Origin of the sequence: Actinokineospora auranticolor (assembly GCF_041897805.1) — a bacterium.
In the GTDB taxonomy this organism is placed as follows: Bacteria; Actinomycetota; Actinomycetes; order Mycobacteriales; family Pseudonocardiaceae; genus Actinokineospora; species Actinokineospora auranticolor.
Map to the genome: position 1 here is coordinate 6,361,426 of NZ_CP154825.1, position 25,957 is coordinate 6,387,382.

Here is a 25,957-nt window from a genome sequence, read left to right on the forward strand (position 1 = left end):
TCACCGGTTCGCGTGAATCGGGCCGCCGACGTGGCTGCCCGGCGGGGTCCCTGCGACGCTGGGTGGTACCAGCGGAGACTCCAGCGGAGGTCCCATGACCACGACCGTCAGTACGGGTGCGCCGATCGTCGAGCTGATGGGCGTCGCCGACGCCGACGTCGACGTCGCGTGGCTGCGCAAGGCGCTCCAGCACGCGATGGTCCTGGAACTGGCGACGATCCCGCCCTACTCCTGCGGCCTGTGGTCGATCATGGACCCGCCGCGCGCGGCGCTGGTGCACGGCACCATCCTCGAGGTCATCTTCGACGAGATGGCGCACTTCGGGCTGGTCGGCAACATGCTGTCGGCGGTCGGCGGCACGCCCCGGCTGACCGACCCGGCCGCGCTCCCCCAGTACCCGGGCGCGCTGCCCGGCGGGGTGCGGCCGGAGCTGGAGGTGCGGCTGTCCGGGCTGACCAGGGCCGCGCTGGACATGTACAGCGCGATCGAGGAGCCGGAGGAGCCGCTGGCCTCGCTGGACGAGTCGTACACCTCGATCGGCGCGTTCTACCGCAAGATCGGCCGGGCGTTCGACGTGGTGAAGCCCGCGCTGACGACCGCGCGGCAGATCGAGCACCCGCTGGCCAAGCGGGGCAGCCGGATCACCGTGCTGCCCGACCTGGCGGCGGTCCAGGCGGCGCTGGAGCTGATCACCGAACAGGGTGAGGGCACCTCCGCGAGCCCGGGGTCGCTGGAGGGCGGGCTGGCGCACTACTACTCGTTCCGCCAGCTCTACCACGGCCGCGCGCTGTCCAAGGACAACGACGGGACCTGGTCCTACACCGGCGACCAGATCGTGCTGCCGACGGTGTACGCCGCCGCGGAGGTACCCGCGGGCGGCTGGACGAACGACCCGGTGAACGACCCGACGGGCCGACCGGTCTCGGCGTTGCTGGACGCGTTCAACGACTCGTACAGCGACATGCTCAGCCAACTGGAGTTCGCGTGGCGCACCGACGACCCGGCGCCCCGCAAAACCATGGTGGACGCGGCGATCGGCCACATGGCCGAGCTGCGCAAGTGGGGACGCCTGATCGTGCAGATCCCCCTCCCCGACGGCAGCGGGTGGCACTACTGCCCGGAATTCCTGCTGACCCGCGCCGACACGACCCCGCCACCGAGGGCGGGCGACTAGCCGACCGGGCGCGGATCCGGCGAGGCCCGCGCCCGAGATGGACGAGAAGGCGACGATGGACAACACCGAAACACTCGAGCGACTGATCCCCCGGCCCCGCGTCAACCCCGACCTGATCGGCGGCCGAGCCCCGTCCTGGCCCCCGACGACGCCGGAGGACGACGAGGAGTACGAGCCGACGATCGTGCGCGGCAGGGACTAGCCGGCAGCGGTCCGCGACCCCGGTCGCGGACCGCTTTCGGTTTCCGGCTCGGTTTCCGGCTCGGTTTCCGGCAGACCCGCGATCAGCAGTGCGACCAGGTTCCTGGGGTTGTACCCGGGGGCCGCGTCGACGCAGAGGTTGCCGATGCCGCGCATGAGTTCGTACGCCGTGACGTCCGGGGCGATGCCGGCGGCGGCGAGCAGGTCCGCGCACGCCGGGACCAGGCGGTCGATGAAGTAGGTGTGCAGGGCGGCGTTGTCCGAGCGCAGGCCGTGTTTGGTGACCAGGAAGTCGACGAACAGGTCGATCCACCGCGTGAGCGCCTCGCGCGGGGTCGCGCAGTCGGCGAGCAGCGTCGGTCCCGCCTCGGCGCACGCGTCGACCTGGTGCCGGTAGACCGCGATGACCAGCTCCGCCCGGGTCGGGAAGTGCCGGTAGATCGTGCCCACGCCGACCCCGGCCCGCGCGGCGATGTCGCGCACCGGCGCGTCCACCCCCGAGGTCACGAAGACCGCGGCGGCGGCAGCCAACAGCGCCTCCTCGTTGCGCCGGGCGTCCGCCCGCTTGGCCTTGTCGCCCATCGACCCTCCTCGACAAACGGAACCGTGTTCCGTATCGTTAGCGGAGCAACGTTCCGCTTCACCATCATGCCAGGAGGGGCCATGCAGTACCGCACGTTGGGCCGCACGGGGGTGCGCGTCAGCACGCTCGCGCTGGGCGCGATGAACTTCGGCCGTGTCGGCCGCACCACCCAGGACGAGGCCACCGCCATCGTCGACGCCGCGCTCGAGGCGGGGGTCAACGTCATCGACACCGCCGACGCCTACGGGGCGGGCGAGTCGGAGGAACTGGTCGGCAAGGCGATCGCGGGCCGCCGGGACGACGTCGTGCTGGCCACCAAGGCGGGCCTGCCGATCGGCGAGAACCCCGACCACCGCGGCGGCTCCCGGCGCTGGCTGGTCACCGCGCTGGACAACAGCCTCCGCCGCCTCGGCGTCGACCACGTCGACCTGTACCAAACCCACCGCTGGGACCCCACCACCAGCGACGAGGAAACCCTCTCCACCCTCACCGACCTCCGCCGCGCGGGCAAGATCCGCTACTTCGGCTCGTCGACCTTCCCCGCGCACCGGATCGTCGAGGCCCAGTGGGCGGCTCGGGAGCACGGCCTGGGTCGGTACACGACCGAACAGCCCGGGTACTCGATCCTGCAACGGGCGGTCGAGGCGCACGTGCTGCCGGTGACCGAGTCCTACGGGATGGGGACGCTGATCTGGAGCCCCCTGGCGTCGGGCTGGCTCACCGGCGCGGTGCGCGCGGGGCGGGAGATCACCACCAACCGGTCGAGCTTCATGCCCGCCCGCTTCGACCTGGAGAAGCCCAACAACCGCGCCCGCCTGGCCGCGGTCGAGCGGCTGGTTCCGGTGGCGGCGGAGGCGGGGCTGACGCTGATCCAGCTGGCGCTCGGTTTCGTGACCGCCCACCCGGCGGTGACCAGCGCGATCATCGGCCCCCGGACCCTGGACCACCTGCGCTCCCACCTGGCGGCGGCGGACACGGTGCTGACGCCGGATGTCCTCGACGCGATCGACGCGATCGTGCCGCCGGGGACGGACCTCGCGCCGGAAGAGAAGCACGACACCCCGCCGTCCCTCCTCGACCCCGCCCTGCGCCGCCGCCGCTAGAGGGGTGGCGCACCACCAAGCGGACCGCACTGACCGGTTGCGCCGCGCTCCTCGGCGCGCTCCTCGGTCGCCGCGCACCAAGCTGCCGCGGTCGGACCTCGGACAGCGCGGCCTTTCCGGTCCTACCTTCCGCCGCGCCACTGCCCGTCGCCGTCTCTCGCCGGGCCGCCCCGCCACCGAAAATCGCCCTCCGCCCGGGTTATCCACATGGCGCTGAGCCGTCCACAGCTCCCGTAAGCCTCTTTCGCCTCTCTGACCAGCCGCAATAGGCTCAAGGCGGGGCCTGCCCCCGGATGGGCGGGGCCCTGTGTCGGGGGCGGTTGGCGATCTTGAAAAAGCGTGGAGGTGGGGCGTTAGAGGGCGGTGGCGAGGTTGGCGGAGAGGTTGCCGTTGGGGTGGGCGGCGATGTTCTCCAGCTGTAGCCAGTCGGCCATGGTGTGGAGTTCTTCGGCTAGTTCGTGGGCCACCCGGCCCGCGTCCTTGCCTGGTTCGAGAAAGGTGCCCTGGGCGCGCAGGGTGCTGGTTGCGCGGTCCGCCTTGAGGTCGACGCGGGCGACGAGTTCGCCGTCCAGCAGGAACGGGAAGACGTAGTAGCCGTACACGCGTTTGGGTTCGGGGACGTAGATTTCGATTCGGTAGTGGAAGTCGAAGAGGCGTTCGGTTCGGTCTCGTTCCCAGATGAGGGGGTCGAACGGGCACAGCAACGCGCGGCCTCGGACGGTGCGCGGGGTGCGGGCGTCCACGTGCCGGTAGGCCTGGTGACGCCAGCCGGGGACGATCACCGGTTCCAGCGAACCGGCCTCGACGAGCTCGGCGACAGCCCGCTGCGAACGGGCCGGTTCGAGCCGGTAGTAGTCGCGCAGGTCCTTCTCCGTGGCCACGCCGTGCGCGGTCGCGGCGCGGAGGGTGAGTTGGCGGGCGGCCTCGTCGTCATCGACCGGCGGGGCCGCGTAGACCGACGCCGGGATGACCCGTTCCGGCAGGTCGTAGAGCCGCTGGAAGCCCTTGCGCGTACCCGTGGTCAACCGGCCGGTGCCGAAGAGCCACTCGCACACGTGCTTCACGTCCGACCGGTTCCACCACCCGCCCTTGGCCTTCGGCTGGGCACCGCCCAAGGCGGTCTCCAGCGCCCCCGCGCCGATCGGGCCCAGTTCCTTGACCGCGGCCAGGACGTCGTCGACCAGCCCCGGCGCCCCGGCGGAGATCCGCTCGATGTGCCGCGCCCACCGCGTCTCGTACCGGGCCATCCGCCAGCGGAACAGCGGCCAGTCCTCGACCGGCACCAGGCTCGCCTCGTGCGCCCAGAACTCGGCCAGCAACCGGGGGCGGCGCGCCGAGTGCGACCAGGCCGCGTCGTCGACCAACGCCTGGTCGTAGGACCCCAGTCGGGCGAATAAGGGCATGTAGTGCGCACGGACCGCCACGTTCACCGAGTCGAGTTGCAGCAGCTGCACCCGCGACAGCACCTGCCGGAGGTGGCGTCGGTCGACGACCCCCGACGGTCGGGAGGTGGCGAAGCCCTGGGCGGCCAGGGCGGTCCGCCGGGCGGCGGCCGGGGTGAGTGTTTCCACGAGTGAGTCCTACCTGCTGGGAACGGGCTCAGCGATCGTCCCAGACCCCACCGACACTGACGACCGCTCGGCCCTGACCACCAGCACGACGGCCGCCAGGACGATCGCGCCACCGGCCCACTGCCACGCCCCGAACACCTCGTTGGCGAACACCACGCCGAGCAGGACCGCGATAACCGGGTTCACGTACGCGTAGGTGGCCGCCGTGGACACGGGCAGCTTCCCGAGGATGTAGACGTAAGAGCTGAACGCGAGCAAAGAACCGAATGTCACCAGGTAGAGCCACCCGCCCCAGGACGTGGCGCTGTAGTCGGAAAGCCGCGCCCGCTCTCCGGTGAGGAACCCGGTCGTGAGTAGGGCCGATCCGCCGACCAGCATCTCGACAGCCGTCATCGCGAAGGGGTTCGCGGGTACCGGCAACCGCGTACTCGCCACCGATCCCACCGCCCACCCCAAAGCGGCCACTACGACCAGCCACGGCCCGTACCAAGCCGACCCGTGCGCGCCCTCGACAGGCCCACCCAGCAACAGGACAGCCAATCCACCGATACCGAGCGCCACCCCCAGAATGGTCACCCGTGGCGGCTTCTCCCCCAGCACGAACCGCAGTACGACAACGTAAATCGGCATACAGGCCACCAGCAGCGCGGCGAGGCCCGAGGCGACGTGCCGCTCCGCGATCACCACCAGTCCATTGCCCCACGCGGGCAGCAGCAGCCCCGCCAGCGCCGACGTGCCGAACTGCGCCCAGGTCATCCGCAGCGCGCTCCGCCCGGCGAAGACGAGCACACCCGCGGTGAGCACCACCCCCGCCACCAGGAACCGGGACCCGCTCGACAGCATCGGCGGCATCGTCTCCACCGTGAACCGCACGGCCAGGTACGTAGACCCCCACACCGTGTACACGACGCCCAGCGCCGCCCACGGAAGCCAAGTCTTGGACATGCCCGCACCGTGCCACGAACCACCGTCAGGATGTAAGCGGTTATTTGCTAGGTTGCCGCCATGGCCGACGCCGCGGTGCGCCCCGCCCGCCCGGACGATGTCCCCGAGATCGCCCGCCTCCAGGTTCTGACCTGGCAGACCGCCTTCGAGGCGCTGCTGCCACCGGACGTGCTCGCGGGCCTCGACGAGCGCGCGGCGGCCCAGGAGTGGGCCCAGGTCATCGCCCAGGGCCCCGCCTCGGTGTTCGTCGCGACCGAGGGCGCGTGGACCGTCGGCTTCTGCGTCGCCGGGCCGTCGCCCGAGTCGGAGTCCGCCGCGGCCAACGACACCCCGGTCGAGGACGCGGCGACGGTCGCGCTCATCGGTACGTTGCTCGTCGAGCCCCGCTGGGGCCGCCGCGGCCACGGTGGACGCCTCTTGGCCGCCACGGGCCGCACGTTGCGCGAAGCCGGGTTGACGCGTGGCATCTGCTGGGTGCCCGAGCGCAACGTTTCGCTCACCGGTTTCTTCCGCCGCGCCGGGTGGGAGCCGGACGGTGTCGTGCGGACCCTGGACGCGGGCGGCGCACCGTTGCGAGAGGTCAGGTTGACCGGCGCACTGGACTTGGAACTGGTCCAGCCCTAGGACATTCGGTGGACCGCGCGTGCGGAAGCTTTCCCTTCCGCTCGAGTGGTGACAATGTTGCTTTTCGGTGTCCGCGTTGACTTTGCCGATGTTCCGGCGGGACCGGACCAGGGCTGGCGCGGGACGAGTTGGGGCGACGCATGGGCGGAACCGGGGCGACCTCGGAGATCGATGAGCTGGCCGGTTACCTGCGCGCGTTGACGGCCGACGTGCCCGTGCGCGATCTGGTGAGCCGCTACGACACGACGCGGGCGTTGTGGACGCAATACCGGGCGGGTACGCGGATAGTGCCGTGGCACCTGCTGGAGCGCGTAGTGGTCGATCGGACGCCGGACAGGATGTACCGGATGATCGCGCTGTCGCAGGCAAGGCAGCTCTACGACCGCGCGGAAGCGTCCGCGGTACGCGCCGAGTCCGTGCGGAGCGAAACGCCTAAGAGGCAGCCGGAAGCGCATCCGCGGCGGTGGGGTGTCGCAGCGGTCGGGTTGACGCTGATCGCGTGCGCAATGGCCGTAAGCGCGTCCGCGCCGTCGGAGGGGGTTGAAAACGCTCCCACGGGACTCTTCGCGATGTCCGCCGACCGGCGCGCGGTGTTGTGGTGGGACGAGGGCAACGGTAGTTGGGTGACGGTCGGGGGTCCCAAAGAGTCGTTGTTGGCCGGTGGCGCGGGGGTGTTCGCGACGGAACCGTCCAGTGGGCGGATCCTCCGGTATGGAGGGCACCCGGGCGACTGGGTGGTGGTGGGGGAACGCGCGTCCGACTTGGCCGTGAGCGATGTGTACCTGTACCGGTTATCGCCCGAACGGGACATGGTGTGGCAGTGGGCGCCGACGACGGCGGCGTGGACGATCATCGGCGGCCCGGCGGCGAAGTTGTACGCGGGCGGCGCGGGCCTGTACTCGGTGGATGAAGAAGGACGCCTGTCGCGATACGAGGGCACCCCCGGCGCGTGGACGGTTCTTGGCCCACCAGGGGATCCCGACGACTCTTACGCGGTCGGACGTGAACGCGTCTACCGGCGGTCCGGCGACGGGATGGTTTGGGAGTGGGCGGAAGAATCCTGGCGCTGGATAGGCGGACCGGCCAAGACCATCCACGCCGGCGGCGCGGGCCTCTTCGCACTGAACATGCAAGACAGCGCGGTGTACCACTACGACGGCGCCCCGGACGCGTGGACCCGAATCGGCGACCCGGCGGCGGAACTCGCGGTGGCGGACGACCGGGTGTACCGCCTGTCGGCCAACAGACGGGTCGTCTCGTGTTGGCGGAACAGCCCGCCCGCCTGGACCGTGCTGCGCGGCGCGACCCCGAGGTTCGGCGCGACCGCGCCGCGGTGACCCCGGGCGGCCTCCGCCCCCCGGAATCAATTTTACCGGTGGTCCCCGACGTTTTCCGGTGAAGATGATCAAGCCTGTGCGCAACTCAACGGGCGCGGGAAATGGCCGTGGCGCCCACTCGTGCGGCCAGGGCGAATCGGGTTCGCGCTGATCACGCCGCCGCGCTCGTCCAGGCCACACAATGGTTGTAGAGCGCAACAAGGTAACCGGGTTTGGTGTGCGGCCGGTAGCGGGCCGGGTGCGGGTCAGGCGAAAGTGATCGCCCGGGTGGGGTTGTCAGGTACCGTCGGTTAGCGGAATTCAGGACTTGACGGTGTCTGTACACCCTTGGAGGTACCAGCGGTGCTGGGCTGGCTCTGCGTGACGTTCGTCGTCGCGTTCAGTTCGGCGCTGGTGCCGTTGGTGAGCGTCGAGCTGTTCGTGCTGGGGTTGGCGGCGCAGGAGCCGCAGGTGCACTGGTTGGCGCTGGGCGCGGTGGTCGCCGTGGCGCAGGTGCTGGGGAAGATGTTGTTCTACTTGGCCGCGAAGGGCTCGATCCACCTTCCCGTGTTCATGCACCGGAAGCACGAGAAGGAGCGCCCGATGACCCCCCGCCGCGAGCAATGGCGGCGGCGCACGAAGCGGGTGCGGGACGCGGTGGCGGTGGTGCGGGAGAAGTGCGAGCGGCACCCGGGGTGGATGCTGGGGACCTACGGGACCAGTTCGGTGCTCGGGATGCCGCCGTTCATGGCGATGGTGGTGCTGGCCGGGTTGGTGCGGATGCGGCTGGTGACGTTCCTGGGCGTGGGTCTGCTCGGCCGGTTCGTGCGGTTCAGCGCCTTGGCGGCAACCCCCGCCCTGTTCGCGGGCTGGCTGCTCTAACCCCCACCCGGGCGACCACCCACCAGGTGATCTTCATTTCCAGTCCCCACCGCCCCAAAGCACAGCCCCCGCCCTTCCTCTGGGGGGACAGCCCTGCTCCAGTCTATCGGCGTCGGGGATGCGGGGAGGGGTGGGCGAAATGCTGTGGATGGGCGTGGGAGATGTGGACAAGTCGCGATCATGAGAAAACCGCGCCGCGGGGTGGCGCGGGCCAGGGGACACGGAGCTGAGCAGCGTCGGAGGACGTGGGTGGGGGCGAAGCCGGCCCAGCGTCGGAGGACGTGGGTGGGAGCGAAGCCGGCCCAGCGTCGGAGGACGTGGGTGGGAGCGAAGCCGGCCCAGCGTCGGAGGACGTGGGCCGGCTGGTGTGGTCTAGGGGGCCGGGGTGGTGAGGAAGGTTGCCCAGGCGGCGGGGGTGAAGGTGAGGATGCCCGCGGCGGGCTGCTTGGAGTCGCGGACGGCGATGGAGTCGGCGTAGGAGACCTCGACACAGTTGCCGTTGTCGCCGCTGAACGAACTCTTGCGCCACTCAACCTCTACGCAATTGCCGTTGTTGCCGCTGAAGCTGCTCTTACGCCAGCCCGTCCTGATCATCATGGTGGTGCGCTCCTGCTCGGTCGTAGTCGCTCGCATACTGCGCGAGCACTGACCGTGATTCTTGCGCACTCAGGGCCACGTCCGCGAGCTTGCCGAGGATCAACCGGTAGGTGGCGATGTCGACACTGTTCTCAAGAAAGAGGCTGCGGTTCTCGGTCTCCACATAGACCATCGGCCCTTGGTCCTGGTAGCTCATGATCCGGAAAGGACCGCTGATCGCCGGATGGGAGCCGATGCTGCTTGGGATCAAGCGGATGACACATTGAGGCTGCGAACTCAGGAAGAGCAGGTGCAGCACCTGCTCATGCATGATCTTGTGGCTGCCGACCGGCAGGCGAACTGCCTGTTCATGGATGAAGCAGGTTAGGTTCGGCGGCGATGGCCGCCAGAGGATGGACTGCCGGGTCCTGCGCGCCTCGACCCTGGGGGCGATCCCGCACTCGGGAATCAAGCCCGTTCCCCGGATGACTTCTGTCGCGTAGTCCTCGGTCTGCAGCAGCCCGGGGATGCGGTTCAGTTCGACCTCCTGGATCGAGGTCGCCAGCGTCTCGTGGAGAGTCAGGGTTCGCAGCTGGTCGGGAAGGCCACCGTTCTCGCGGAGCCAGGTGCCATCCGCGTCTCCGGCACAGAGGCCGACGATCTCGTCCAACTGCTTGCCGGTGATGCCGCAGAAGGCCAGGACGATCGCCGCCTCCACCTCGGAACAGGGCAGCTTCCCGTTCTCGATCCGCGACAGCTTGGAGGGGTGCCAACCCAGGTGGTGCGCCAGGTCGTTCAGCGAGATGCCCACCCGCTCACGCACGTCGCGCAATTCCTCGCCCAGTTCGCGACGGCGGACGGTGGCCTTCAATGCAGTCATGCCCGCACGCTATCGGCATCACCGTGCGATTCTCACTGTCCACACTGACAGATCAACCGAAGGTAGGCGGTTTTCCCCGCCCTTGCACGACGTGCAACAGCTAGCGGCCTCGAACCACCAGTTTCTCCAACAACTCCGCCGTGGCCGCCGCGACCGCTTCCACCGCGGCGTCGAACGCCTCCTGGTTGTGCGCGGCCGGGGCCCGAAAACCCGAGATCTTCCTTACGTACTGCAACGCCGCCGCGTGCACGTCCGTTTCCGTCGCGTCGTCGACGAACGGGGGCCTCAGCGTCTTGATGCTTCTGCACATGCGCCCATCATGCATCCTCACCACGACAAACGGGGCGGGCACCGTGACCGGCACCCGCCCCTCCACCCACAGACAGTTACTCCTTCTCGCTCTCCGTCGACTCGCTCGGCGCGTACGCGCAGCCGGGGGCGCCCACGTCGTGCAGCTCGCGCTTGCCCGGGACCCGGGAGTACGCGGGGCACAGACACACGCCCGTCGAGTCCGCCAGGTCGTCGGTGTCGGCTTCGTATGTGTTCAACAAGCCTGCCTTCGCCGGAGGATCGGTCGTACCACTTGGTGTCGCCGATGACCCGCGAATGTTAGGCCCCGGCCTCAGCCGACCACCCGGTAGGCCACCTCGGTGCGCCATTTCCCCAGGTCGGGCTCTTCCGCCGGGTCCGTGAGATACGACTCGAAACGGCCTGCCCAGACGCCGTCGACCAGGTCCCACTCGACCCCCTCGCGGTGGGCCCAGTCGTCGAGCTTGGCGAAGGTGTCGCGGATCCGGTCCGGGTGACCCTCGTGCACGAGCACGGCGTACGTACCTGCGGGTTTGCTGCCTGCCCGCACCCTTCCGTCACCCTCCTGCGGGGTGGCTACGGGGACACCGACCTCGACGCTCAACACGTCATCGGCGACCGAGTGGTAGCGGTAGAACAATGCGCCAACAGGGGGCACCCCACGCCGTGCGAGCCAGTCGAACACCTCCGGCACCAGGGCGTTGACCTTGCCCCACTCGCTCAGCGGGGCCTCGATGGCGATCGAGACGTACGGCTGCTCGGGGCGGGTCTCCAGGGCGGGTTCCAGGATGGGTTCCATGAGATCTCCTCTCGTCACCCACTGGTACGAACCGGGGCGCGCAAACTCATCGGTTGGTCGAACAACGGGAACAACGCCGGGTCGAGGTGGGTCACCGTTGCGACGATCTTGTCTTGTCGCGTGTCCAGGGTGACGATGGCGAAGGCGTTGCCGTCTGGGTCGTAGTGTGCGAAAGCCGGGCCGCCGTTGGCTTTGAGCGGCACCAGGGTCGCGTGGATGCACGGCGTACCGGTGGCGTGCTCCAGGGTGGCGCGGATGTGCGCCTTGCCGCGCAGCCACCAGGGGAACGGCGGCATGCTCGTGGTGGCGTCCTCGTGCAGGAGCGCGACCAGGGTCTCGATGTCGTGTTCCTGGAAAGCCTTGCAGTAGCGGTCGAGCAGCCGCTGGTCGACCTCCACTTCGGACGGTGCGAACGGGGCGACGGCGCGGGCCCGCTGGAGCGCGCTGGTGACCGAGGCCGTCGTCGTGCCCAGCAACGTTGCGACTTCCGCTGCCTGCCAACACAACACGTCCCGCAGGATCAGCACGACCCGCTGCTTCGGCGGGAGGTGTTGCAACGCGGCGAGGAACGCCAACCGCACCGACTGCGCGGACACCACCTGGTCGGCCGGGTCGAGGACCTTGTGGTCCGGCATCGGCCGCACCCACGCCCCCGGCGGCAGCGGCGCCCCGAGACCCGCCCCCGGCTCGGCGGCGGGCCCCAGGTCCACCGCGAGCGCCCGCCGCCGCGCGCCGCGCAGCATGTCGAGGCACACGTTCGTCGCGATCGCGTACAGCCAGGACTTGAGCGCGCCCCGGCTCTCGTCGTACCCGGCCCTGGTGGCCTTGACGAAGGTCTCCTGAACGGCGTCCTCGGCCTCGTGACCGTCGGCCAGCATGCGGTAGCAATAGCCGGTCAGCTCCACGCGGAACCGCTCCATGCGGCCAGCCTAGGTGAGCGCGCGCAGCTCAGGCGGGTGCCACACCGCGCTCCGGGCCCCCACGACCCGGGAACTCCACGACCTAGGCCCGACGCGGTCTCCCGAGGACCACCGTGACCGTGGTGCCGCGCCCGTAGTCGCGGCGGAGTTCCGGGACGGGACCGCCGTCCGGCATGACCAGGGCACCGACCTCCACCAGGTCACCGGTCACCATGTCGAGGCGGGTCACGACGTCGTGCCCGCGCCGCTTCTCGCCCCTGGGGACAGGTTTGTACCGGCCGACGCAGGTGGCGGTGCGCCCGTCGTAGGCCACGGCACTCGGGCCGACCAGACCGCTGCCGAACCCGCAGCGGCGGCCCCGGGCGTCGAGCAGCAGCACCGGCTCATCAGCGTCGGTGACCGCGATGACGCCGTGCGGGCCGGTGTCGAGGGCGTAGCAGGCACCGACCGGCACCCCGGAGTCGACGGCGGCGACCCAGTGGAACTCGCCGTGCTCGTCCCAGCGGACCACGCCGGGGTGCCAGTACTCCACTCCCGTGCGCCCGGTCGCGTCGGCCCCCGCGGGGTGCTCCCAGGGGATGGCCCAGCCGAGGTAGCCGCCCCAGACGCGCCGGTCGGCGTCCACGGCGAGCGCCCCGCAGTGACTCCCCAGCGAGAACTCCGACTCGACCGCGCCGTTCGCGTCGACAACGCAGGCGTTGCGGCCGCGCTCCTCGTCGACGAGCAGCAGGTACGAGTCGCCGATCCGGTCGCACTCCCGCGCGGTGGCCAGCCTGCCCGTCAGCTCCACGCGGCGGTCATCGTCGCGCAGGACGAGGCGGTCACCCTCGCGGGTCACGGTCAGCAGCGTCCCCTGGAGCGTGGGCTGGGCCATGACCACCTCGGTGTCGGGGTCGTGGTCGAGCGGGGTCAGCGGGAAGGTCTCCACCGGCTGGACCTCCACGGCGCGGACTCGGTGCGGTGGGCGATCATGCCACGAGCTCGGCGAGGTGGCGCAGTGAGTCGACGAGGTGGTCCGGGCCGAAGGGCGGGAACGGGATGCCGCGCGCGCGGATGAAGTCGGGCACCGCCGACCAGTCGTAGGTGAGGGTGACCTCGGTGCGGGAGTCGTCGAGGGGCACGAGGTCGTAGCGCCAGCTCCAGCCGCCGAGTTCGAGGTCGCCGTCGCCCTTCTCCTGCCCCGGCAGCCAGGCGATGGCGCGCGGCGGGTCGAACACCTGGACCTGGTTGACGGTCCGGTAGTCGCCGTCCGGGTGCCGGGCGTGGTGCATGGCCATGCGGAAGACCTGCCCGGCCGCGGTCAGCGGCGCGCGGTCGAGGGCTTCCTGGACCCAGCCGGTGCCGTCGATGGAGGAGTGGGTTGTCGGATCCGCGAGCACAGCGAAGATGTTCGCGGCAGGCGCGTCGATGGTCAGTGTGGCGCTCAGCTTTTCCTGATCGGTCACCGAGAAATCCCTTCCCTTGTCGCATGGACTGCCTACGGGCGTTCATGAAGGCGTGGAGCCGGAGCCAGGACGGCGCCCGGTCGTTGACGACGGTGATCGTCTCGAGGTCTTCCGGGGTCGACGTGGTCACGCTGTCGGTGGCTGCGGTGGTGCTGTCGAGGAAGGCCGTGACCAGGGCGGGGTCGGCCGTCGCGGTGGACGTGGCCGCCCGCCGGGTGCGGCACGATGGCGGTGTCCCAGCGGAGAACGGGTCCGACCGCGCCGGACTCGAGGTCGACGGCGCGACCGCTCATCAAGCCGTCGTCCGCCGACGGAGGGGACTGGGACCCACAGGGTTCGACCGTCGGGGCTGAACACCGCGTCGGGGCAGGTGAGCGGTGGCAGATCGTCCGGTGTGGACGGTCCGGCCGGGGTCCGGCGCCGCGGGCCGTTCTCGCCTAGCACCAGGAGCAGGGGTTTTTCGGGGTGCCAGACGGGTTTCGGCACGCGGCGGGTGCGGTGCTCGCCGCACGCGTCGCCGTCCGGGCCGCGTCGGCGCCGATGGTGTCGAGGTGGCGGAGATCGGTCGAATCCCAGACGTGGACGGCCGGGCGGTCGACGTCGACCCCGGCCACCAGCGGCAGGCCCGGGTGCGCGACCAGGCGCTCGATTCGGGGCGTCACAGGTAGCCCAGCAACAGGTCGGCGAGTTCGCGGGGGCGGGACAGCGACGGGACGTGACCCGAGTCGATCTCGTCCGGGGTGATCCCCAGCCGCTCCTGGAGGACGCGGCGTTGGAAGGCGGCGGGGAAGCAGCGGTCTTTCGCGCCGACGATGGCCGTGGTGGGGACGTCCGGCCAGGCGTCGAGGGGCCAGGTGTCGGCGAAGGGGGCGTCGGACTGGCCCGGGGGTTCGGGTTCGCCTGCCAAGGCCGCCAACCGCTCGGCGGGGACGTCGTGCAGGAAGGTGCGGACCTCGTCGAAGGGGGCGTCCGGGTCGCGGCCTTCCTCGACGTCGTAGGCGCGGCGGGCCGCGTTCTGGTCGGTGGCGGTCCACCACTCCCCCGCCGTCTCGCCCGGCTTCGGGACCATGGCGTTGACCAGCACGATCCGCGCGACCGGCACCCGAGCGGCCACCAGTGGCGCGACGAAGCCGGACAACGACTGCGCGACCAGGACAACGCCTTCGCGCGCGCCGATCGCGTCGACCGCGGCCTGCGTGTAGGCGTCGAGTCCGGCCGATGGGTCGGCGACCGGCAGGTCCGGCGCCACGACCTCGTGGCCCGCCGCTTCGAGCAGCGGGATCACGTCACGCCAGGATCGGGAGTCGTCGCCCGCACCGTGGAGCAGCACAAAGGTGGCCATGGCCGCAGACTATCGGCGAGGTCCGACACTCCGACAGCTAACTCTCGGCCAACTCCAGCGCTTTGCGCATGGACTGCCGCGCGCGGGTGCGGTCGCCCGCGGTGTCGTAGGCGACGGCCAGGCGGTACCAGGAACGCCAGTCGTCCGGGGCCGCTTCCGCCTCGGCCTGGATCTCCTCGAAGAACGCGTCGGCGGCCGTCCGGTCGACGCGGCCCGAGGGCAGGCGGGGCAGGTCGGAGGTGTCGGGGAGCCCGCCCTCCTCCTGCAACTGCCTGCCCAGGACCTGGGTGCGGAGGCCGAAGCGCAAGGTGGACCACGCGACCCAGGCCCCGACGAGCGGCAGCAGGATGACGCCCACGCCGAGCGCCACGGCGACCGGGGCGCCGTCGCGGAACAGCGCGACGGCCCGGCCGCCGAGTAGCACGAAGTAGACCGCCAGGACGGCGGTCAGCAGCAGCGAGACGGCGCGGGCGGACATCCTCACAGGGTCACCGGCTCACAGGTCGAGCAGGTTCTCCAGGCCGACGACCAGGCCCGGGCGGTGGACGATCGCGCGGACGCCGTGCAGCACGCCGGGCATGAAGGACTTGCGGTCCAGGGAGTCGTGCCGGACGGTCAGGGTCTCGCCCTCGCCGCCGAAGAGGACTTCCTGGTGCGCCACCAATCCGCCCAGGCGCACCGAGTGCACGCGGATGTCGTCGACCAGCGCGCCGCGCGCACCGTCCACTTCGGACGTCGTGGCGTCCGGGATGGCGCCGAGACCGGCCTCCGCGCGCGCCGCGGCCACCAGCCGGGCGGTGTGCGCGGCGGTGCCCGACGGGGCGTCGGCCTTGCGGTTGTGGTGCAGCTCGATGATCTCGACGGTGTCGTAGAACTTGGCCGCCTGCTGGGCGAAGCGCATCAGCAGCACCGCGCCGAGCGCGAAGTTCGGCGCGACGAGCACACCCACCTCGGGCTTGGCGCCGAGCCAACCCTGCACGGTGTCCAACCGGGACTGGTCGAAGCCGGAGGTGCCGACGACCGCGTGGATGCCGTGCTCCACGCAGAACCGCACGTTGTCCATGACCGCGTCGGGGTGGGTGAAGTCGACGACCACCTGGGCCGCGGTGATCGCGGACAGGTCGTCGCCGGTGTCGACCGCCGCGACGACCTCCATGTCGCCCGCGCCCTCGACCGCGCGGCACACCTCGGCGCCCATCCGGCCGCGCGCACCCAGCACGGCCACGCGAAGATCCGTCACTTGCCCACCTCGTGAAGTTCGACCGGCACGTCCTCGGCATGAGCGTACGGACCCACGACGGCCGCGGCGAGTGGCCTTGCCAACAGGTCCTTGGCCAGCGCGGCGACGTCCTCGGCGGTGACCGCCGCGTAGCGCTCCAGGGTCTCCTCGACCGTCAGGTAATCGCCGTAGGCGAGCTCGCCCTTGCCGATGCGCGACATGCGGGAACTGGTGTCCTCCAAGCCGAGCACCAGGCCGCCGCGCAGACTTCCCTTGGCCCGCAGCACTTCCGCGTCGGTGAAACCCGCACGCGCCACGTCGCGCAGCACCTCGCGGATCACGCCGGTGACCTCACCGAGCCGATCCGGTTGGCAACCCGTGTAAATCGACAGGTGGCCCGTGTCGGCGTACGCGGCGACCGAGGAGTACACCTGGTAGGCCAGCCCGCGCCGCTCCCGGACCTCCTGGAACAGCCGGGAACTCATCCCGCCGCCCAGCGCCGCGTTCAGCACGGCGAGGGTGAACCGGCGGTCGTCGTGCCGGTCGAGCGCGCGCACGCCGAGCATCATGTGCGCCTGCTCGGTGTCGTCGGTGTGCAGCACCAAGCGCGGCGAGCGGCCCAGCCTGGCCCGGCCGGTGCGCGGCGCGATCGGCGCGCGGTCGCCCGCCAGCCGGTCGCGCAAACCCTTGCGCACCAGCGCGAGCACGTTCTTGTGGGTCACGTTGCCCGCGACCGCGAGCACCATGCGGGGCATCGTGTAGCGGCGGCGGTAGAAGCCGTTGAGCGCGCCCCGGGTCATGTCCGTGATGGACTGCTCCGAGCCGAGCACCGGCCGCCCCAGCGGGTGGTCGGACATCAGCGCGGCGCAGAACGCGTCGTGCAGCAGGTCTTCCGGGTCGTCGTCGCGCATGGCGATCTCTTCGAGCACGACGCCGCGCTCGGTCTCCACATCGGACTCCGCGCACACCGCGTCGAAGACCACGTCGGACACCAGGTCGACGGCCAGCGGCAGGTCCTCGTCGAGCACGTGCGCGTAGTAGCAGGTGTGCTCCTTCGCGGTGAACGCGTTGAGCTCGCCGCCGACGGCGTCGATCTCCTCGGCGATCTGCGCGGCCGTGCGCTTCGCGGTTCCCTTGAACAGCAGGTGTTCCAGGTAGTGCGCGGCGCCGGCGACCGACACCGGCTCGTCGCGGGAGCCGACCGCGACCCAGATGCCGATCGAGGCCGACCGCACCCCCGGCACGTGCTCGGTGATCACGCGCAGGCCGCCGGGCAGCAGCGTGCGCCGCACCTCGGACTCGCCCGCGCGCTCCAGGAGCACGGTGCTGCCGGGCTTCTGGAGGTGTCCTTGGACTCTGGGTGCGGAACGGCCGCGGGTGCCGGTGGCACCCGCGGCCGTCGTCGAGCGAGAGGTCACTGGGCGGGAGCCGCCTCGACCTCGGCGGCCGGGGCGGCGGCGGTGGTGTCGGCGTTCTCGTCCTCGCCGACGAGCACCAGGCTGATCTTGCCGCGCTGGTCGATGTCGGCGATCTCGACGCGGAGCTTGTCGCCGACCTTGACGACGTCCTCCACCTTGTTGATCCGCTTGCCGTTGCCCAGCTTGGAGATGTGCACCAGGCCGTCCTTGCCCGGCAGCAGCGAGACGAAGGCACCGAAGGCGGCGGTCTTGACGACCGTGCCCAGGAAGCGCTCGCCGACCTTCGGCAGCTGCGGGTTCGCGATGGCGTTGATGAGGCCGATGGCGGCCTCGGCGGACGGGCCGTCCGCGGCACCGACGTAGATCGTGCCGTCATCCTCGATGGAGATGTCGGCGCCGGTCTGCTCGGTGATCGAGTTGATCATCTTGCCCTTCGGGCCGATGACCTCGCCGATCTTGTCGACCGGGATCTTCACGCTGGTCACGCGCGGCGAGTACGGGCTCATCTCGTCCGGGCCGTCGATGGCCTCGGCCATGACCTCCAGGATGGTGTAGCGCGCGTCGCGGGCCTGGCTCAGCGCCTGGGCCAGCACCTCGGAGGGGATACCGTCGAGCTTGGTGTCCAGCTGGAGCGCGGTCACGAAGTCCTTGGTGCCCGCGACCTTGAAGTCCATGTCGCCGAACGCGTCCTCGGCGCCGAGGATGTCGGTCAGCGCGACGTAGCGGGTCTCGCCGTCGACGTCGTCGGACACCAGGCCCATGGCGATGCCGGAGACCGGCGCCTTGAGCGGCACACCGGCGTTGAGCAGCGACATGGTGGACGCGCAGACCGAGCCCATCGAGGTGGAACCGTTGGAGCTCAACGCCTCCGACACCTGGCGGATCGCGTAGGGGAACTCGTCGCGCTTGGGCAGCACGGGCGCGAGCGCCCGCTCGGCGAGCGCGCCGTGGCCGATCTCGCGCCGCTTCGGCGAACCGACGCGGCCGGTCTCGCCGGTGGAGAACGGCGGGAAGTTGTAGTGGTGCATGTAGCGCTTGTGCGTCTCGGGGGACAGCGAGTCGATCTGCTGCTCCAGGCGCAGCATGTTCAGCGTGGTGACACCCAGGATCTGGGTCTCGCCGCGCTCGAACAGCGCCGAGCCGTGCGCCCGCGGGATCAGCGCGACCTCGGCGGACAGGCCGCGGATGTCGGTGAGGCCGCGGCCGTCGATGCGCACCTTGTCGCGCAGGATGCGCTGGCGCACGAGCTTCTTGTTCAGCGAGCGGAACGCCGCGCCGATCTCCTTCTCGCGGCCGTCGAAGGCGCCGCCCTCGACCGCGCCGACCTTCTCCAGGCACAGCGCCTTGACCTCGTCGAGGCGGGACTCGCGGGCCTGCTTGTCGCCGATGGTCAGCGCCTCGGCCAGCTCACCCGACACGGCCTGCTCGACGGCGGCGAACGCGTCGTCCTGGTAGGCCGGGTAGGTGGGGAACTCGCGGGTCTCCTTGGCGGCGGCGGCAGCGAGCTGCGCCTGCGCCTCGACCAGCACCTTGATGAACGGCTTGGCGGCCTCGAGGCCAGCGGCCACGACCTCCTCCGTCGGCGCCTGGGCGCCGTCGGCGATGAGGTCGGTGACGTTCTCGGTGGCTTCGGCCTCGACCATCATGATCGCGACGTCGTCGCCGACCACGCGGCCCGCGACGACCATGTCGAACACGGCCTTGCCGAGCTGCTCGTGGGTCGGGAAGGCGACCCACTGCTCACCGATGAGGGCGACGCGGACGCCGCCGATCGGGCCGGAGAACGGCAGGCCCGCGAGCTGGGTGGAGGCGGACGCGGCGTTGATCGCGACCACGTCGTAGAGGTCCTGCGGGTTCAGGCTCTGCACGGTGATCACGACCTGGATCTCGTTGCGCAGACCGTCCACGAAGGACGGGCGCAGCGGGCGGTCGATGAGCCGGCAGGTGAGGATCGCGTCGGTGGACGGGCGGCCCTCGCGGCGGAAGAACGCGCCGGGGATGCGGCCGACGGCGTACATGCGCTCCTCGACGTCCACCGTCAGGGGGAAGAAGTCGAAGTGCTCCTTGGGCTGCTTGGACGCCGTGGTGGCGGACAGCAGCATGGTGTCCTCGTCCAGGTAGGCCACGACGGAGCCGGCGGCCTGGCGGGCGAGGCGCCCGGTTTCGAAGCGGACGGTGCGCGTGCCGTACGAGCCGTTGTCGATCACGGCCGTGGTCTCGTGCACGGTGATGTCTGTCATGAAGTCAAGTACTCCTCGTCGTCGGGCGGGCAACCCCCGGCGGAGACGAGGCCGGTCTTCGATCGAAGCCCCCGGAGCCCTCCTGGCTCCCGGAGACCACTACCGAGGACCGGCGAACTGGTCCCGTGTGCGCGGCTGTGCCGCCCGTTCTAGTGATTCCGTCTTTGGTTCGGTCAAGCGCCCGGGGGGAGCGGCGTCGGCCACTCCCCCCGGGTTCGAGCTATCGGCGCAGGCCGAGGCGCTGGATCAGCGACCGGTAGCGCTCGATGTCCACCTTGGTCAGGTAGTTCAGCAGCCGCCTGCGGCGACCGACCAGCAGCAGCAGACCACGACGCGAGTGGTGGTCGTGCTTGTGCTGCTTGAGGTGCTCGGTGAGGTCCTTGATGCGCTTGGTCAGCAGCGCGATCTGAGCCTCGGGGGATCCGGTGTCCGAGTCGTGCACGCCGTACTCGGTGAGGATCGACTTCTTCTGCTCGGTGGACAGAGCCACGCGTCAACTCCTAGGTGGTGCCGTGCCGTGTTGGGAAGTCGGTACCGGCCGCCACGGACCGCAGCCGTACCCAATCACCAAGGCTAGCACCCTGCCCGGGAGCCGCTCGCGGCGAGCAGGGGCACGCGGCCGACGGGGGTGTATTCCCCGTCCTCGCTGGCGAAGAGCACCAGGTCGGCGGGGACCCACTCGGGGCCGCGGTAGCCGCTCAGCCCAGCCGCCACGGTCGTGTCGGGTTCGTGGTCCCTCGACCAGCGCCCGACGGTGACGTGGGGGATGTACTCGGGGTAGCCGCCCTCGTGGTGGTCGGCCGCCTCGGCAAGTATGCGCAAGAGGTGGGGGTCGGGGGTAGCGATTTTCGCGAGCACGACGTTGGCGAAGGTGCCGGAGCCCTGTATGCGCAGGCGGGGGGCCTGAAGGCCGGAAACCTTGGTGTGGAGTCTGGTGAGTTTGCGGGCGGGGTCGGTCTGGCCGTAGTAGCCGACGGTGACGTGCCACTGGTGGCGCGGGGTGGGGCGGACGTGGGGTGGGGGCACGGGGAGGTGCGCGGCCAGGTGGTCGGCGACGCGGTCGGGCAGGGTGAAGGCGGAGAAGAAGCGGGGCGACATGGGACTCCTGGGTCGCGGGACGAGTCGGCGGCCCGGCGGCTTCCGCGCTGGGGAGGCAGCCGCTCGCCCCCGGACGAGCCGACACCAAAGTACCCACGATCGACCGGGCGGATCCCACTGTCGGAGCAGTGGCCGCGGCGCGACTCCGCGACGGAACCTGCACTCTCCCTCGATCGGGCCTGCAACGACATCGCCGATGGTGTGAACATGGCTGCGAAGGGTTGCCACAGCCGACGCATTCTCCAGGAGGAGAGCGATGTCGATGGTTGACAACGAGCACACCCGCCACGAGACCTACCGTCGCGAGCGCGAGCGCCTTCTGGGTCTGTGGGCTCGACACGTGGCTGGCCCCTCGGGACCGCTGGCAGGAGCGGTCCTCGATCCGGCGCCGCTGCCGAAGGGCTGGTGCGGTCAAGTGCAACTGGTCCCGGGAGGACACCACAACGGCGACGTGGAGTAAGCGGCCGGTCTGATCGCCGAGATCTACGGATTGCCGTCGGACGCGGTCGTGGTCGAGGAGAGCCGGTCCGGCTCGGCGGACACTGCGTTCATCTGGGCCTTCCACACGAGCTCAGCGGCCGACTACCACCGGCACGTCCCGATGAGCACCCTCGACGTCCAGTCCCGCGGAGGCGAGCCCGCTCCTCCACGAGCCGAGTCGTGGGAACTCGAACACCTCTCCGACTGGGCCGGGAAGGTCAGCCACTCCTGGAAGGCGGCGCTCACCCAAGGCGGCCCTGCCGACCCCGCCCGGTTCATCCGCAGGTCACTGCGACTGCGCGGGGGCGTTCTGGACCTGCTACCGCGAACGGCACCCGGCCAGGTCAGGGAAGTACTGACAAGCCGGGGCGTCACCCGAGACATGGTGCCGACCGATCTCGCCGATGCCGTTGGGCTGCCGCCGAGCCGGCGCGCTTGCCCTGACCCGCCTGGGTGCCGCGGGCCGATGCCGCGGTTTCCTGGGCGATCCGTCGCAGTAGGCGTGGGCACGGACCGGGACGCCGAACCAAGATGGCGTCGCGTTCCACCGAGTCCACCCGGTCGGCGCGTGGTCGTGGACTTGTCCACAGATCGGCGCGGTGGCTCAGGTGCGGTTGGGACGGACGATGCCGTGGGCCGCCCTCACCCGGAGGGCGGCCCGCGGGTCGTCAGGCGCGTTTGCCCGCGCGGCGGAGCAGGTCGGCCAGGTCGGGGAAGCGGTCGTCGAGTAGGCCCGCGGCCTCGGTGAGGTCTTCCGGGCGGGCCAGCCTGCGCAGCGCCAGGATCGCGCTGCGGCCGACGTCGACGGGGAGGTTGTCCCTGGTCACGGCGGGTTTCGACGCGCGCACGTCGTCTAGGGCCTTTTGCAGGGCCTCGCGCCTGCCCGAGGCCACTTCGGGGGTGAGGATCTTGCGTTCCAGCATGATCAACCGGGCCAGGACGGCCGGGTTGCCGATCTTGGCGCGCCTGCCGCTCATCACCTGGCTCAGCATCGGCGCGCTGATCCCCAGCACATCCGCCAGGTTGGCCTGGGAAACGTCGAACGCCACGACTAACCTGCGGACCCGGTCACCGAGCGGCTCGCCGTACCACTCGCGCTGCAGCGCGATATTGCGTTGGACGATCTTGTGGTCCTCCACCCGGTGCCTCTCCCCTGCGCATTCCCCTGACCCCGGGAGTATCTTGCCGGCTGGGTGTTTCGTTTCGTGGAGGAACCACAAGCCTGGTCACATCAGGCTTGGCCTGGTGAACGACAAGCCTGGTCAGGACAGCAGTTCCCGGGTGCGGGCGACGTCGAGGTGCATTTGGTCGACCAGGGCGGCGCTGGAGTCGAACTTCTCCATCGCGCGGAGCCGTTCGACGAAGTCGACCGCGACGCGCTGGCCGTAGAAGTCCTCGCTGACGTCGAGCACGAACGCCTCGACCCGGCGTTCCCGGCCCGAGAAGGTCGGGTTGGTGCCGACCGAGACCGCGGCCGTCAGCGGCGGCCGGTTCTGGCCGTTGAGCAGCGTGAAGCGGCACGCGTACACCCCGTCGGCGGGGACGGCGGCGAAGCGCGGGGTCGACAGGTTCGCGGTGGGGAAGCCCAGCTCGTGCCCCCGGCCGTCGCCGCGCACGACGATGCCCTCAAGGCGGTGGTCGCGGCCCAGCGCGGTCGCGGCGGCGCGGACGTCACCGGCGTCGATGCAGGCGCGGATGTAGGTCGACGAGAACGTCAGCTCCCCGGCCGACACCAGCTTGGCGCCCTCGGTGGTGAACCCGAAGCGCTTGCCGAGGGCGGACAGCAGCTCCACGGTGCCCGCGGCCTTGTTGCCGAAGGTGAAGTTCTCCCCCACGACGACCGCCGCCGCGTGCAGGCGCTCCACCAGGATCTCGTGCACGAACTCGTCCGGCGGCACCTTCGACAGTTCGGGGGTGAACGGCAGGACGCAGAACACGTCGACGCCGAGTTCCTCGACCAGCTCCGCCTTGCGGCGCAGCGTGGTCAGCTGGGCCGGATGGCTCCCCGGTCGGACGACCTCGGACGGGTGAGGGTCGAAGGTCACCACGACACTGGGCAACGACCGGTCGGCGGCCAGGTCGACCGCCCGCGCGATCAGCTCCTGGTGTCCGCGATGGACCCCGTCGAACACGCCGATCGTCGCCACACAGCGACCCCAGCCACTCGGAAGGTCGGATAGACCGCGCAAACGCCGCACGCCACCGAGCCTAGTGGGACGGCGCGGGCCGCGCGCCGAGGCACCGGCCTGTGAGCACAGCCACCCTTAGGGTGGCTAAACATTTCCGGTCGCGCGGGGTGCAATGGGTAGGACGAAAGGAGCCTCCGTGCCGGGCACCCGCCGCGCCGCCGTGCTGGTCTGGGCGACCGCCGTGTTCGTCTACGTGCTGGCCCTGTTCCACCGCAGCTCCCTCGGCGTCGCGGGCTTGCAGGCCGCCGACCGGTTCGAGATCAACGCCGCCGCGCTCGGCACGTTCACCGTGCTGCAGATCGGCGTCTACGCGGCGATGCAGATCCCCACGGGCCTGCTCGTCGACCGCTTCGGCCCGCGCCGCACCCTCACCGCCGCCGCGCTGTTCATGGGCCTGGGCCAGCTGCTGTTCGCCGTGGCGTCGAACTACCCGCTCGCCCTGGTCGCGCGCGGGGTGCTGGGGGTCGGCGACGCGATGACGTTCGTCAGCGTGCTCCGGCTCGTCGCCGCGTACTACCCGCCGCGCCGCTACGTCACCCTGACCTCGGCCACGGCCGCCCTCGGCGCCGTCGGCAACCTCGCCGCGACCGTCCCCCTGACGCTCCTGCTCGACCACGCGGGCTGGACCGCCACCTTCGCCATCGCGGGCGCGGCCACCGTCGCGTACGCCCTGGTCGTGACGCTGCGCGTGCGGGACACCCCGGACGAGCAGGCGCGCCCCGCCCGGCCGCGCACGTCCCCGCGCGAGGTCCTCGACCAGGTGCGGCAGGCCTGGCGCGTGCCCGGCACCCGGCTCGGCTTCTGGGCGCACTTCTCGACCGTGTTCGCCCCCGGCGTGCTGGGCCTGCTGTGGGGCTACCCGTACCTGGTGCAGGCCCAGGGCTTCTCCCCCGCCGAGGCCGGATCGGTGCTGAGCCTGCTGGTGCTGGTCGCGATGGTGGCCAACCCGGTGATCGGCGAGGTGACCGGGCGGTGGCCCGCGACCCGCGTGCCGATCGTGGCCGGGTACCTGCTGGTGGAACTCGTGCTGCTGGGGCTGCTGCTGGGCTGGCCGGGTGGGGTCGTGCCGGGGCCGCTCGTGGTCGTGGCGTTCGGGCTGCTGGCGGTCGGCGGACCGGCGTCGGGCGTCGCGTTCGCGGTGGCCCGCGACTACAACCCGCTGCACCGCGTGGGCACGGCCACCGGGGTGGTCAACGTCGGCGGGTTCAGCGCGGTCACCATCAGCGCCCTGGGCATCGGCCTGCTGCTGGGCGGCGACACGGCGGCGGCCGACGCGGCGGCGTTCCGCACCGCGTTCCTCGCGCTCGTGGTGATCCTGCTGCTCGGCGGCTGGCGGACCCTCGTCTGGTGGCGCCGGGTGCGGGCCGGTCTGCTGGCCGCGCACGCCCGCGGCGACGAGGTCCCGGTGCGCGTCCGCCGCACCCGCTGGGACCTCCCCGAAAGAGCGGCGTCCTAACACCAACAGGTGATGTGGACTGCGAAGTGGACCGGGAGTGGCTAGCGTCTCCGCCACCCCAAGCGCTATACCCATTTCGCACGAAACGCGAGGATCCACGCTGTGGCACGGTGGTCGAAAGCGGTTCCCCTGACCGCTTTGCTGCTCACGACCGCCTGCGCCGCGAGCGGGTCCGATTCACCGTCGACCGAGGACGGCGCGGCCCAGGTGGCGGCCTGCCCGGTCGCGGCACCCGCCGCGCCCACCTCGCCCGTCGAGGCCGCCGCGGCGGTGCTCACGGCCACCCGCGCGTTCCTGGCCATGCTCGACGACCAGCAGGAAGCCGCCGTGCTGGCCGATCGGACGCGGGCCAACCTGGCGCACTGGTCCGGCCTGCCCGACGAGTCCTTCACCCGCGCGGGCCTCCGGCTGGACGAACTGGACGACGCGCGCCAATCGGCGGTTTTCGCCATCCTGAAATCGGCCCTCTCCCCCGAGGGATACGAGCAGGTCAAGGAAATCACGACCGCGGACGGGATATTGGCCGCCGAGGCGAAAACGAGCCTCGACTTCGGCGCCGACCACTATTGGATTCGCGTTCTCGGCACGCCGAGTTCGACCGAGAAGTGGACGGTGCAGTTCGGCGGTCACCATTTGGCGGTGAACCTCACTTTGTCGGGCACCGATATGACGCTGGCGCCGACGCTGTGGGGGGCGCAGCCCGCGTCGTACGCGTCGGAGGGCGCGGCGATCGAGCCGCTGTGCGGTGAGGTGGCCAAGGCCGCCGCGGTGGTGGACTCGCTCACCGAGGAGCAGCGGGTGGCGGCGACCCTGCCGGAGCCGGTCCGGGAGATCGTGCTAGGCGCCGGTCAGGACGGGAAGGCGCTGCCCGCGGGCGGGATCCGCGCGTCGACGTTGTCCGCCGCGCAGAAGAAGCTGCTGCTGTCGCTCGTGCGCGAGTGGATCACGCCGCTGAACAGCGCCGCGGCGGCGGCCAAGCTGGCCGAGGCCGAGCGCGCGATCGACGCGGCCACCTTCGCGTGGGCGGGCGACACGGCGGCCGGGCAGCCCGTCTACTACCGGGTGCAGGGCCCCACCTACACGATCGAGCTGGCGCACCGGCAGGACCAGGACGGGATCGCGCGCGTCGACTCGATCTACCGCGAGCCGGAGAACGACTACGGCGCGCAGCTCGGCCCGTGAGCGGC

At 70.8% G+C, this 25,957-nt stretch carries 29 protein-coding genes; 9 read left to right on the forward strand and 20 right to left on the reverse strand.

The window, feature by feature from the left end; genetic code table 11:
• Positions 1-94: 94 nt before the first annotated feature.
• On the forward strand, positions 95-1,174 hold the full coding sequence (locus V5P93_RS27675; protein ID WP_104479584.1) for a ferritin-like protein: 1,080 nt from the start codon (positions 95-97) through the stop codon (positions 1,172-1,174).
• 55 nt (positions 1,175-1,229) lie between these two features.
• Positions 1,230-1,376: a hypothetical protein gene (locus V5P93_RS27680; protein WP_181043520.1), complete on the forward strand. Its 147-nt coding sequence runs from the start codon at positions 1,230-1,232 to the stop codon at positions 1,374-1,376.
• On the opposite strand, the gene V5P93_RS27685 is transcribed toward V5P93_RS27680, so the two are convergent.
• Positions 1,373-1,957, reverse strand: coding sequence for a TetR/AcrR family transcriptional regulator (locus tag V5P93_RS27685; RefSeq protein ID WP_104479583.1), 585 nt, complete (start codon positions 1,955-1,957; stop codon positions 1,373-1,375). The two genes, V5P93_RS27680 and V5P93_RS27685, sit on opposite strands and share 4 nt — an antisense overlap.
• Positions 1,958-2,038: 81 nt before the next feature.
• Here V5P93_RS27685 and V5P93_RS27690 point away from each other — a divergent pair, with 81 nt between their 5' ends.
• Positions 2,039-3,061: an aldo/keto reductase gene (locus V5P93_RS27690; RefSeq protein ID WP_104479582.1), complete on the forward strand. Its 1,023-nt coding sequence runs from the start codon at positions 2,039-2,041 to the stop codon at positions 3,059-3,061.
• A gap of 353 nt (positions 3,062-3,414) precedes the next feature.
• Here the strand turns inward: V5P93_RS27690 and V5P93_RS27695 are convergent, their stop codons facing one another.
• Entirely contained in the window at positions 3,415-4,632 is a 1,218-nt protein-coding gene (locus tag V5P93_RS27695; protein ID WP_104479581.1) for a winged helix-turn-helix domain-containing protein, read from the reverse strand.
• 9 nt (positions 4,633-4,641) lie between these two features.
• Complete coding sequence (locus V5P93_RS27700; protein WP_104479580.1) at positions 4,642-5,577, reverse strand: EamA family transporter; 936 nt, start codon at positions 5,575-5,577, stop codon at positions 4,642-4,644.
• Between the two features lie 60 nt (positions 5,578-5,637).
• Here V5P93_RS27700 and V5P93_RS27705 point away from each other — a divergent pair, with 60 nt between their 5' ends.
• From V5P93_RS27705 to V5P93_RS27715, 3 genes are all read left to right on the forward strand, one after another.
• Positions 5,638-6,201 (forward strand): GNAT family N-acetyltransferase, encoded by a 564-nt coding sequence (locus V5P93_RS27705; RefSeq protein ID WP_104479579.1) that lies wholly within the window; start codon positions 5,638-5,640, stop codon positions 6,199-6,201.
• Positions 6,202-6,341: 140 nt separating this feature from the next.
• The gene (locus V5P93_RS27710) at positions 6,342-7,538 is read left to right on the forward strand and encodes a hypothetical protein (protein WP_104479578.1); all 1,197 of its coding nucleotides are present in this window, start codon (positions 6,342-6,344) and stop codon (positions 7,536-7,538) included.
• A 342-nt stretch (positions 7,539-7,880) separates the two neighbouring features.
• Positions 7,881-8,399 (forward strand): hypothetical protein, encoded by a 519-nt coding sequence (locus V5P93_RS27715; protein WP_104479577.1) that lies wholly within the window; start codon positions 7,881-7,883, stop codon positions 8,397-8,399.
• Positions 8,400-8,771: 372 nt separating this feature from the next.
• Here the strand turns inward: V5P93_RS27715 and V5P93_RS27720 are convergent, their stop codons facing one another.
• From V5P93_RS27720 to V5P93_RS27755, 8 genes are all read right to left on the reverse strand, one after another.
• The gene (locus V5P93_RS27720; protein ID WP_104479576.1) at positions 8,772-8,996 is read right to left on the reverse strand and encodes a DUF397 domain-containing protein; all 225 of its coding nucleotides are present in this window, start codon (positions 8,994-8,996) and stop codon (positions 8,772-8,774) included.
• The gene (locus V5P93_RS27725; protein WP_104479575.1) at positions 8,971-9,855 is read right to left on the reverse strand and encodes a helix-turn-helix transcriptional regulator; all 885 of its coding nucleotides are present in this window, start codon (positions 9,853-9,855) and stop codon (positions 8,971-8,973) included. The genes V5P93_RS27720 and V5P93_RS27725 overlap by 26 nt, the downstream gene beginning before the upstream one ends.
• Positions 9,856-9,955: 100 nt before the next feature.
• Positions 9,956-10,165, reverse strand: a complete 210-nt coding sequence (locus V5P93_RS27730) for a DUF2277 domain-containing protein (RefSeq protein WP_104479754.1) — start codon at positions 10,163-10,165, stop codon at positions 9,956-9,958.
• 76 nt (positions 10,166-10,241) lie between these two features.
• Entirely contained in the window at positions 10,242-10,403 is a 162-nt protein-coding gene (locus V5P93_RS27735) for a hypothetical protein (RefSeq protein ID WP_181043519.1), read from the reverse strand.
• Between the two features lie 74 nt (positions 10,404-10,477).
• The gene (locus tag V5P93_RS27740; protein ID WP_245931305.1) at positions 10,478-10,963 is read right to left on the reverse strand and encodes a GyrI-like domain-containing protein; all 486 of its coding nucleotides are present in this window, start codon (positions 10,961-10,963) and stop codon (positions 10,478-10,480) included.
• A gap of 14 nt (positions 10,964-10,977) precedes the next feature.
• Positions 10,978-11,883: an RNA polymerase subunit sigma-70 gene (locus V5P93_RS27745; protein ID WP_104479574.1), complete on the reverse strand. Its 906-nt coding sequence runs from the start codon at positions 11,881-11,883 to the stop codon at positions 10,978-10,980.
• Positions 11,884-11,965: 82 nt separating this feature from the next.
• On the reverse strand, positions 11,966-12,811 hold the full coding sequence (locus V5P93_RS27750) for a hypothetical protein (RefSeq protein WP_245931304.1): 846 nt from the start codon (positions 12,809-12,811) through the stop codon (positions 11,966-11,968).
• Positions 12,812-12,851: 40 nt separating this feature from the next.
• Positions 12,852-13,328 (reverse strand): polyketide cyclase, encoded by a 477-nt coding sequence (locus V5P93_RS27755; protein ID WP_104479573.1) that lies wholly within the window; start codon positions 13,326-13,328, stop codon positions 12,852-12,854.
• A 23-nt stretch (positions 13,329-13,351) separates the two neighbouring features.
• Here V5P93_RS27755 and V5P93_RS27760 point away from each other — a divergent pair, with 23 nt between their 5' ends.
• Entirely contained in the window at positions 13,352-13,681 is a 330-nt protein-coding gene (locus V5P93_RS27760; protein WP_104479572.1) for a hypothetical protein, read from the forward strand.
• A 305-nt stretch (positions 13,682-13,986) separates the two neighbouring features.
• Here the strand turns inward: V5P93_RS27760 and V5P93_RS27765 are convergent, their stop codons facing one another.
• The 9 genes from V5P93_RS27765 to V5P93_RS27805 all read right to left on the reverse strand — a co-directional run bounded on the left by V5P93_RS27765 (position 13,987) and on the right by V5P93_RS27805 (position 23,323).
• The gene (locus tag V5P93_RS27765; RefSeq protein WP_104479570.1) at positions 13,987-14,670 is read right to left on the reverse strand and encodes an alpha/beta fold hydrolase; all 684 of its coding nucleotides are present in this window, start codon (positions 14,668-14,670) and stop codon (positions 13,987-13,989) included.
• Positions 14,671-14,707: 37 nt separating this feature from the next.
• The gene (locus V5P93_RS27770) at positions 14,708-15,148 is read right to left on the reverse strand and encodes a tetratricopeptide repeat protein (protein WP_104479751.1); all 441 of its coding nucleotides are present in this window, start codon (positions 15,146-15,148) and stop codon (positions 14,708-14,710) included.
• Positions 15,149-15,166: 18 nt separating this feature from the next.
• Complete coding sequence (gene dapB / locus V5P93_RS27775) at positions 15,167-15,910, reverse strand: 4-hydroxy-tetrahydrodipicolinate reductase (RefSeq protein WP_104479569.1); 744 nt, start codon at positions 15,908-15,910, stop codon at positions 15,167-15,169.
• Positions 15,907-17,307 carry a pitrilysin family protein gene (locus tag V5P93_RS27780; protein ID WP_104479568.1) on the reverse strand — a complete coding sequence of 467 codons (1,401 nt, stop codon included), beginning with the start codon at positions 17,305-17,307 and terminating at the stop codon, positions 15,907-15,909. Before V5P93_RS27780 ends, dapB begins: the two co-directional genes overlap by 4 nt.
• Positions 17,304-19,547 (reverse strand): polyribonucleotide nucleotidyltransferase, encoded by a 2,244-nt coding sequence (locus tag V5P93_RS27785; protein ID WP_104479567.1) that lies wholly within the window; start codon positions 19,545-19,547, stop codon positions 17,304-17,306. The genes V5P93_RS27780 and V5P93_RS27785 overlap by 4 nt, the downstream gene beginning before the upstream one ends.
• A gap of 220 nt (positions 19,548-19,767) precedes the next feature.
• Positions 19,768-20,037: a 30S ribosomal protein S15 gene (rpsO, locus tag V5P93_RS27790; RefSeq protein WP_104479566.1), complete on the reverse strand. Its 270-nt coding sequence runs from the start codon at positions 20,035-20,037 to the stop codon at positions 19,768-19,770.
• 83 nt (positions 20,038-20,120) lie between these two features.
• Positions 20,121-20,645, reverse strand: coding sequence for a 2'-5' RNA ligase family protein (locus V5P93_RS27795; RefSeq protein WP_104479565.1), 525 nt, complete (start codon positions 20,643-20,645; stop codon positions 20,121-20,123).
• 1,148 nt (positions 20,646-21,793) lie between these two features.
• Complete coding sequence (locus V5P93_RS27800) at positions 21,794-22,264, reverse strand: transcriptional regulator (protein WP_104479564.1); 471 nt, start codon at positions 22,262-22,264, stop codon at positions 21,794-21,796.
• A 123-nt stretch (positions 22,265-22,387) separates the two neighbouring features.
• A complete protein-coding gene (locus V5P93_RS27805; RefSeq protein WP_104479563.1) occupies positions 22,388-23,323 on the reverse strand; it encodes a bifunctional riboflavin kinase/FAD synthetase in 936 nt (311 codons plus the stop codon).
• Positions 23,324-23,426: 103 nt separating this feature from the next.
• On the opposite strand from V5P93_RS27805, the gene V5P93_RS27810 reads away from it, so the two are divergent.
• Together V5P93_RS27810 and V5P93_RS27815 are read left to right on the forward strand one after the other, a co-directional pair.
• The gene (locus V5P93_RS27810) at positions 23,427-24,770 is read left to right on the forward strand and encodes an MFS transporter (protein WP_104479562.1); all 1,344 of its coding nucleotides are present in this window, start codon (positions 23,427-23,429) and stop codon (positions 24,768-24,770) included.
• Positions 24,771-24,872: 102 nt separating this feature from the next.
• Positions 24,873-25,952, forward strand: coding sequence for a DUF3500 domain-containing protein (locus V5P93_RS27815; protein WP_104479561.1), 1,080 nt, complete (start codon positions 24,873-24,875; stop codon positions 25,950-25,952).
• The last annotated feature ends 5 nt before the right edge of the window (positions 25,953-25,957 follow it).

Bases quoted from the DNA above. Each gene is read 5' to 3' on its own strand.
- V5P93_RS27675 (WP_104479584.1), top strand. From the start codon at position 95: ATGACCACGACCGTCAGTACGGGTGCGCCGATCGTCGAGCTGATGGGC.
- V5P93_RS27680 (WP_181043520.1), top strand. From the start codon at position 1,230: ATGGACAACACCGAAACACTCGAGCGACTGATCCCCCGGCCCCGCGTC.
- V5P93_RS27685 (WP_104479583.1), bottom strand. From the start codon at position 1,957: ATGGGCGACAAGGCCAAGCGGGCGGACGCCCGGCGCAACGAGGAGGCG.
- V5P93_RS27690 (WP_104479582.1), top strand. From the start codon at position 2,039: ATGCAGTACCGCACGTTGGGCCGCACGGGGGTGCGCGTCAGCACGCTC.
- V5P93_RS27700 (WP_104479580.1), bottom strand. From the start codon at position 5,577: ATGTCCAAGACTTGGCTTCCGTGGGCGGCGCTGGGCGTCGTGTACACG.
- V5P93_RS27705 (WP_104479579.1), top strand. From the start codon at position 5,638: ATGGCCGACGCCGCGGTGCGCCCCGCCCGCCCGGACGATGTCCCCGAG.
- V5P93_RS27710 (WP_104479578.1), top strand. From the start codon at position 6,342: ATGGGCGGAACCGGGGCGACCTCGGAGATCGATGAGCTGGCCGGTTAC.
- V5P93_RS27720 (WP_104479576.1), bottom strand. From the start codon at position 8,996: ATGATGATCAGGACGGGCTGGCGTAAGAGCAGCTTCAGCGGCAACAAC.
- V5P93_RS27725 (WP_104479575.1), bottom strand. From the start codon at position 9,855: ATGACTGCATTGAAGGCCACCGTCCGCCGTCGCGAACTGGGCGAGGAA.
- V5P93_RS27730 (WP_104479754.1), bottom strand. From the start codon at position 10,165: ATGTGCAGAAGCATCAAGACGCTGAGGCCCCCGTTCGTCGACGACGCG.
- V5P93_RS27740 (WP_245931305.1), bottom strand. From the start codon at position 10,963: ATGGAACCCATCCTGGAACCCGCCCTGGAGACCCGCCCCGAGCAGCCG.
- V5P93_RS27745 (WP_104479574.1), bottom strand. From the start codon at position 11,883: ATGGAGCGGTTCCGCGTGGAGCTGACCGGCTATTGCTACCGCATGCTG.
- V5P93_RS27760 (WP_104479572.1), top strand. From the start codon at position 13,352: ATGGACTGCCTACGGGCGTTCATGAAGGCGTGGAGCCGGAGCCAGGAC.
- V5P93_RS27765 (WP_104479570.1), bottom strand. From the start codon at position 14,670: ATGGCCACCTTTGTGCTGCTCCACGGTGCGGGCGACGACTCCCGATCC.
- V5P93_RS27770 (WP_104479751.1), bottom strand. From the start codon at position 15,148: ATGTCCGCCCGCGCCGTCTCGCTGCTGCTGACCGCCGTCCTGGCGGTC.
- V5P93_RS27785 (WP_104479567.1), bottom strand. From the start codon at position 19,547: ATGACAGACATCACCGTGCACGAGACCACGGCCGTGATCGACAACGGC.
- V5P93_RS27795 (WP_104479565.1), bottom strand. From the start codon at position 20,645: ATGTCGCCCCGCTTCTTCTCCGCCTTCACCCTGCCCGACCGCGTCGCC.
- V5P93_RS27810 (WP_104479562.1), top strand. From the start codon at position 23,427: ATGGGTAGGACGAAAGGAGCCTCCGTGCCGGGCACCCGCCGCGCCGCC.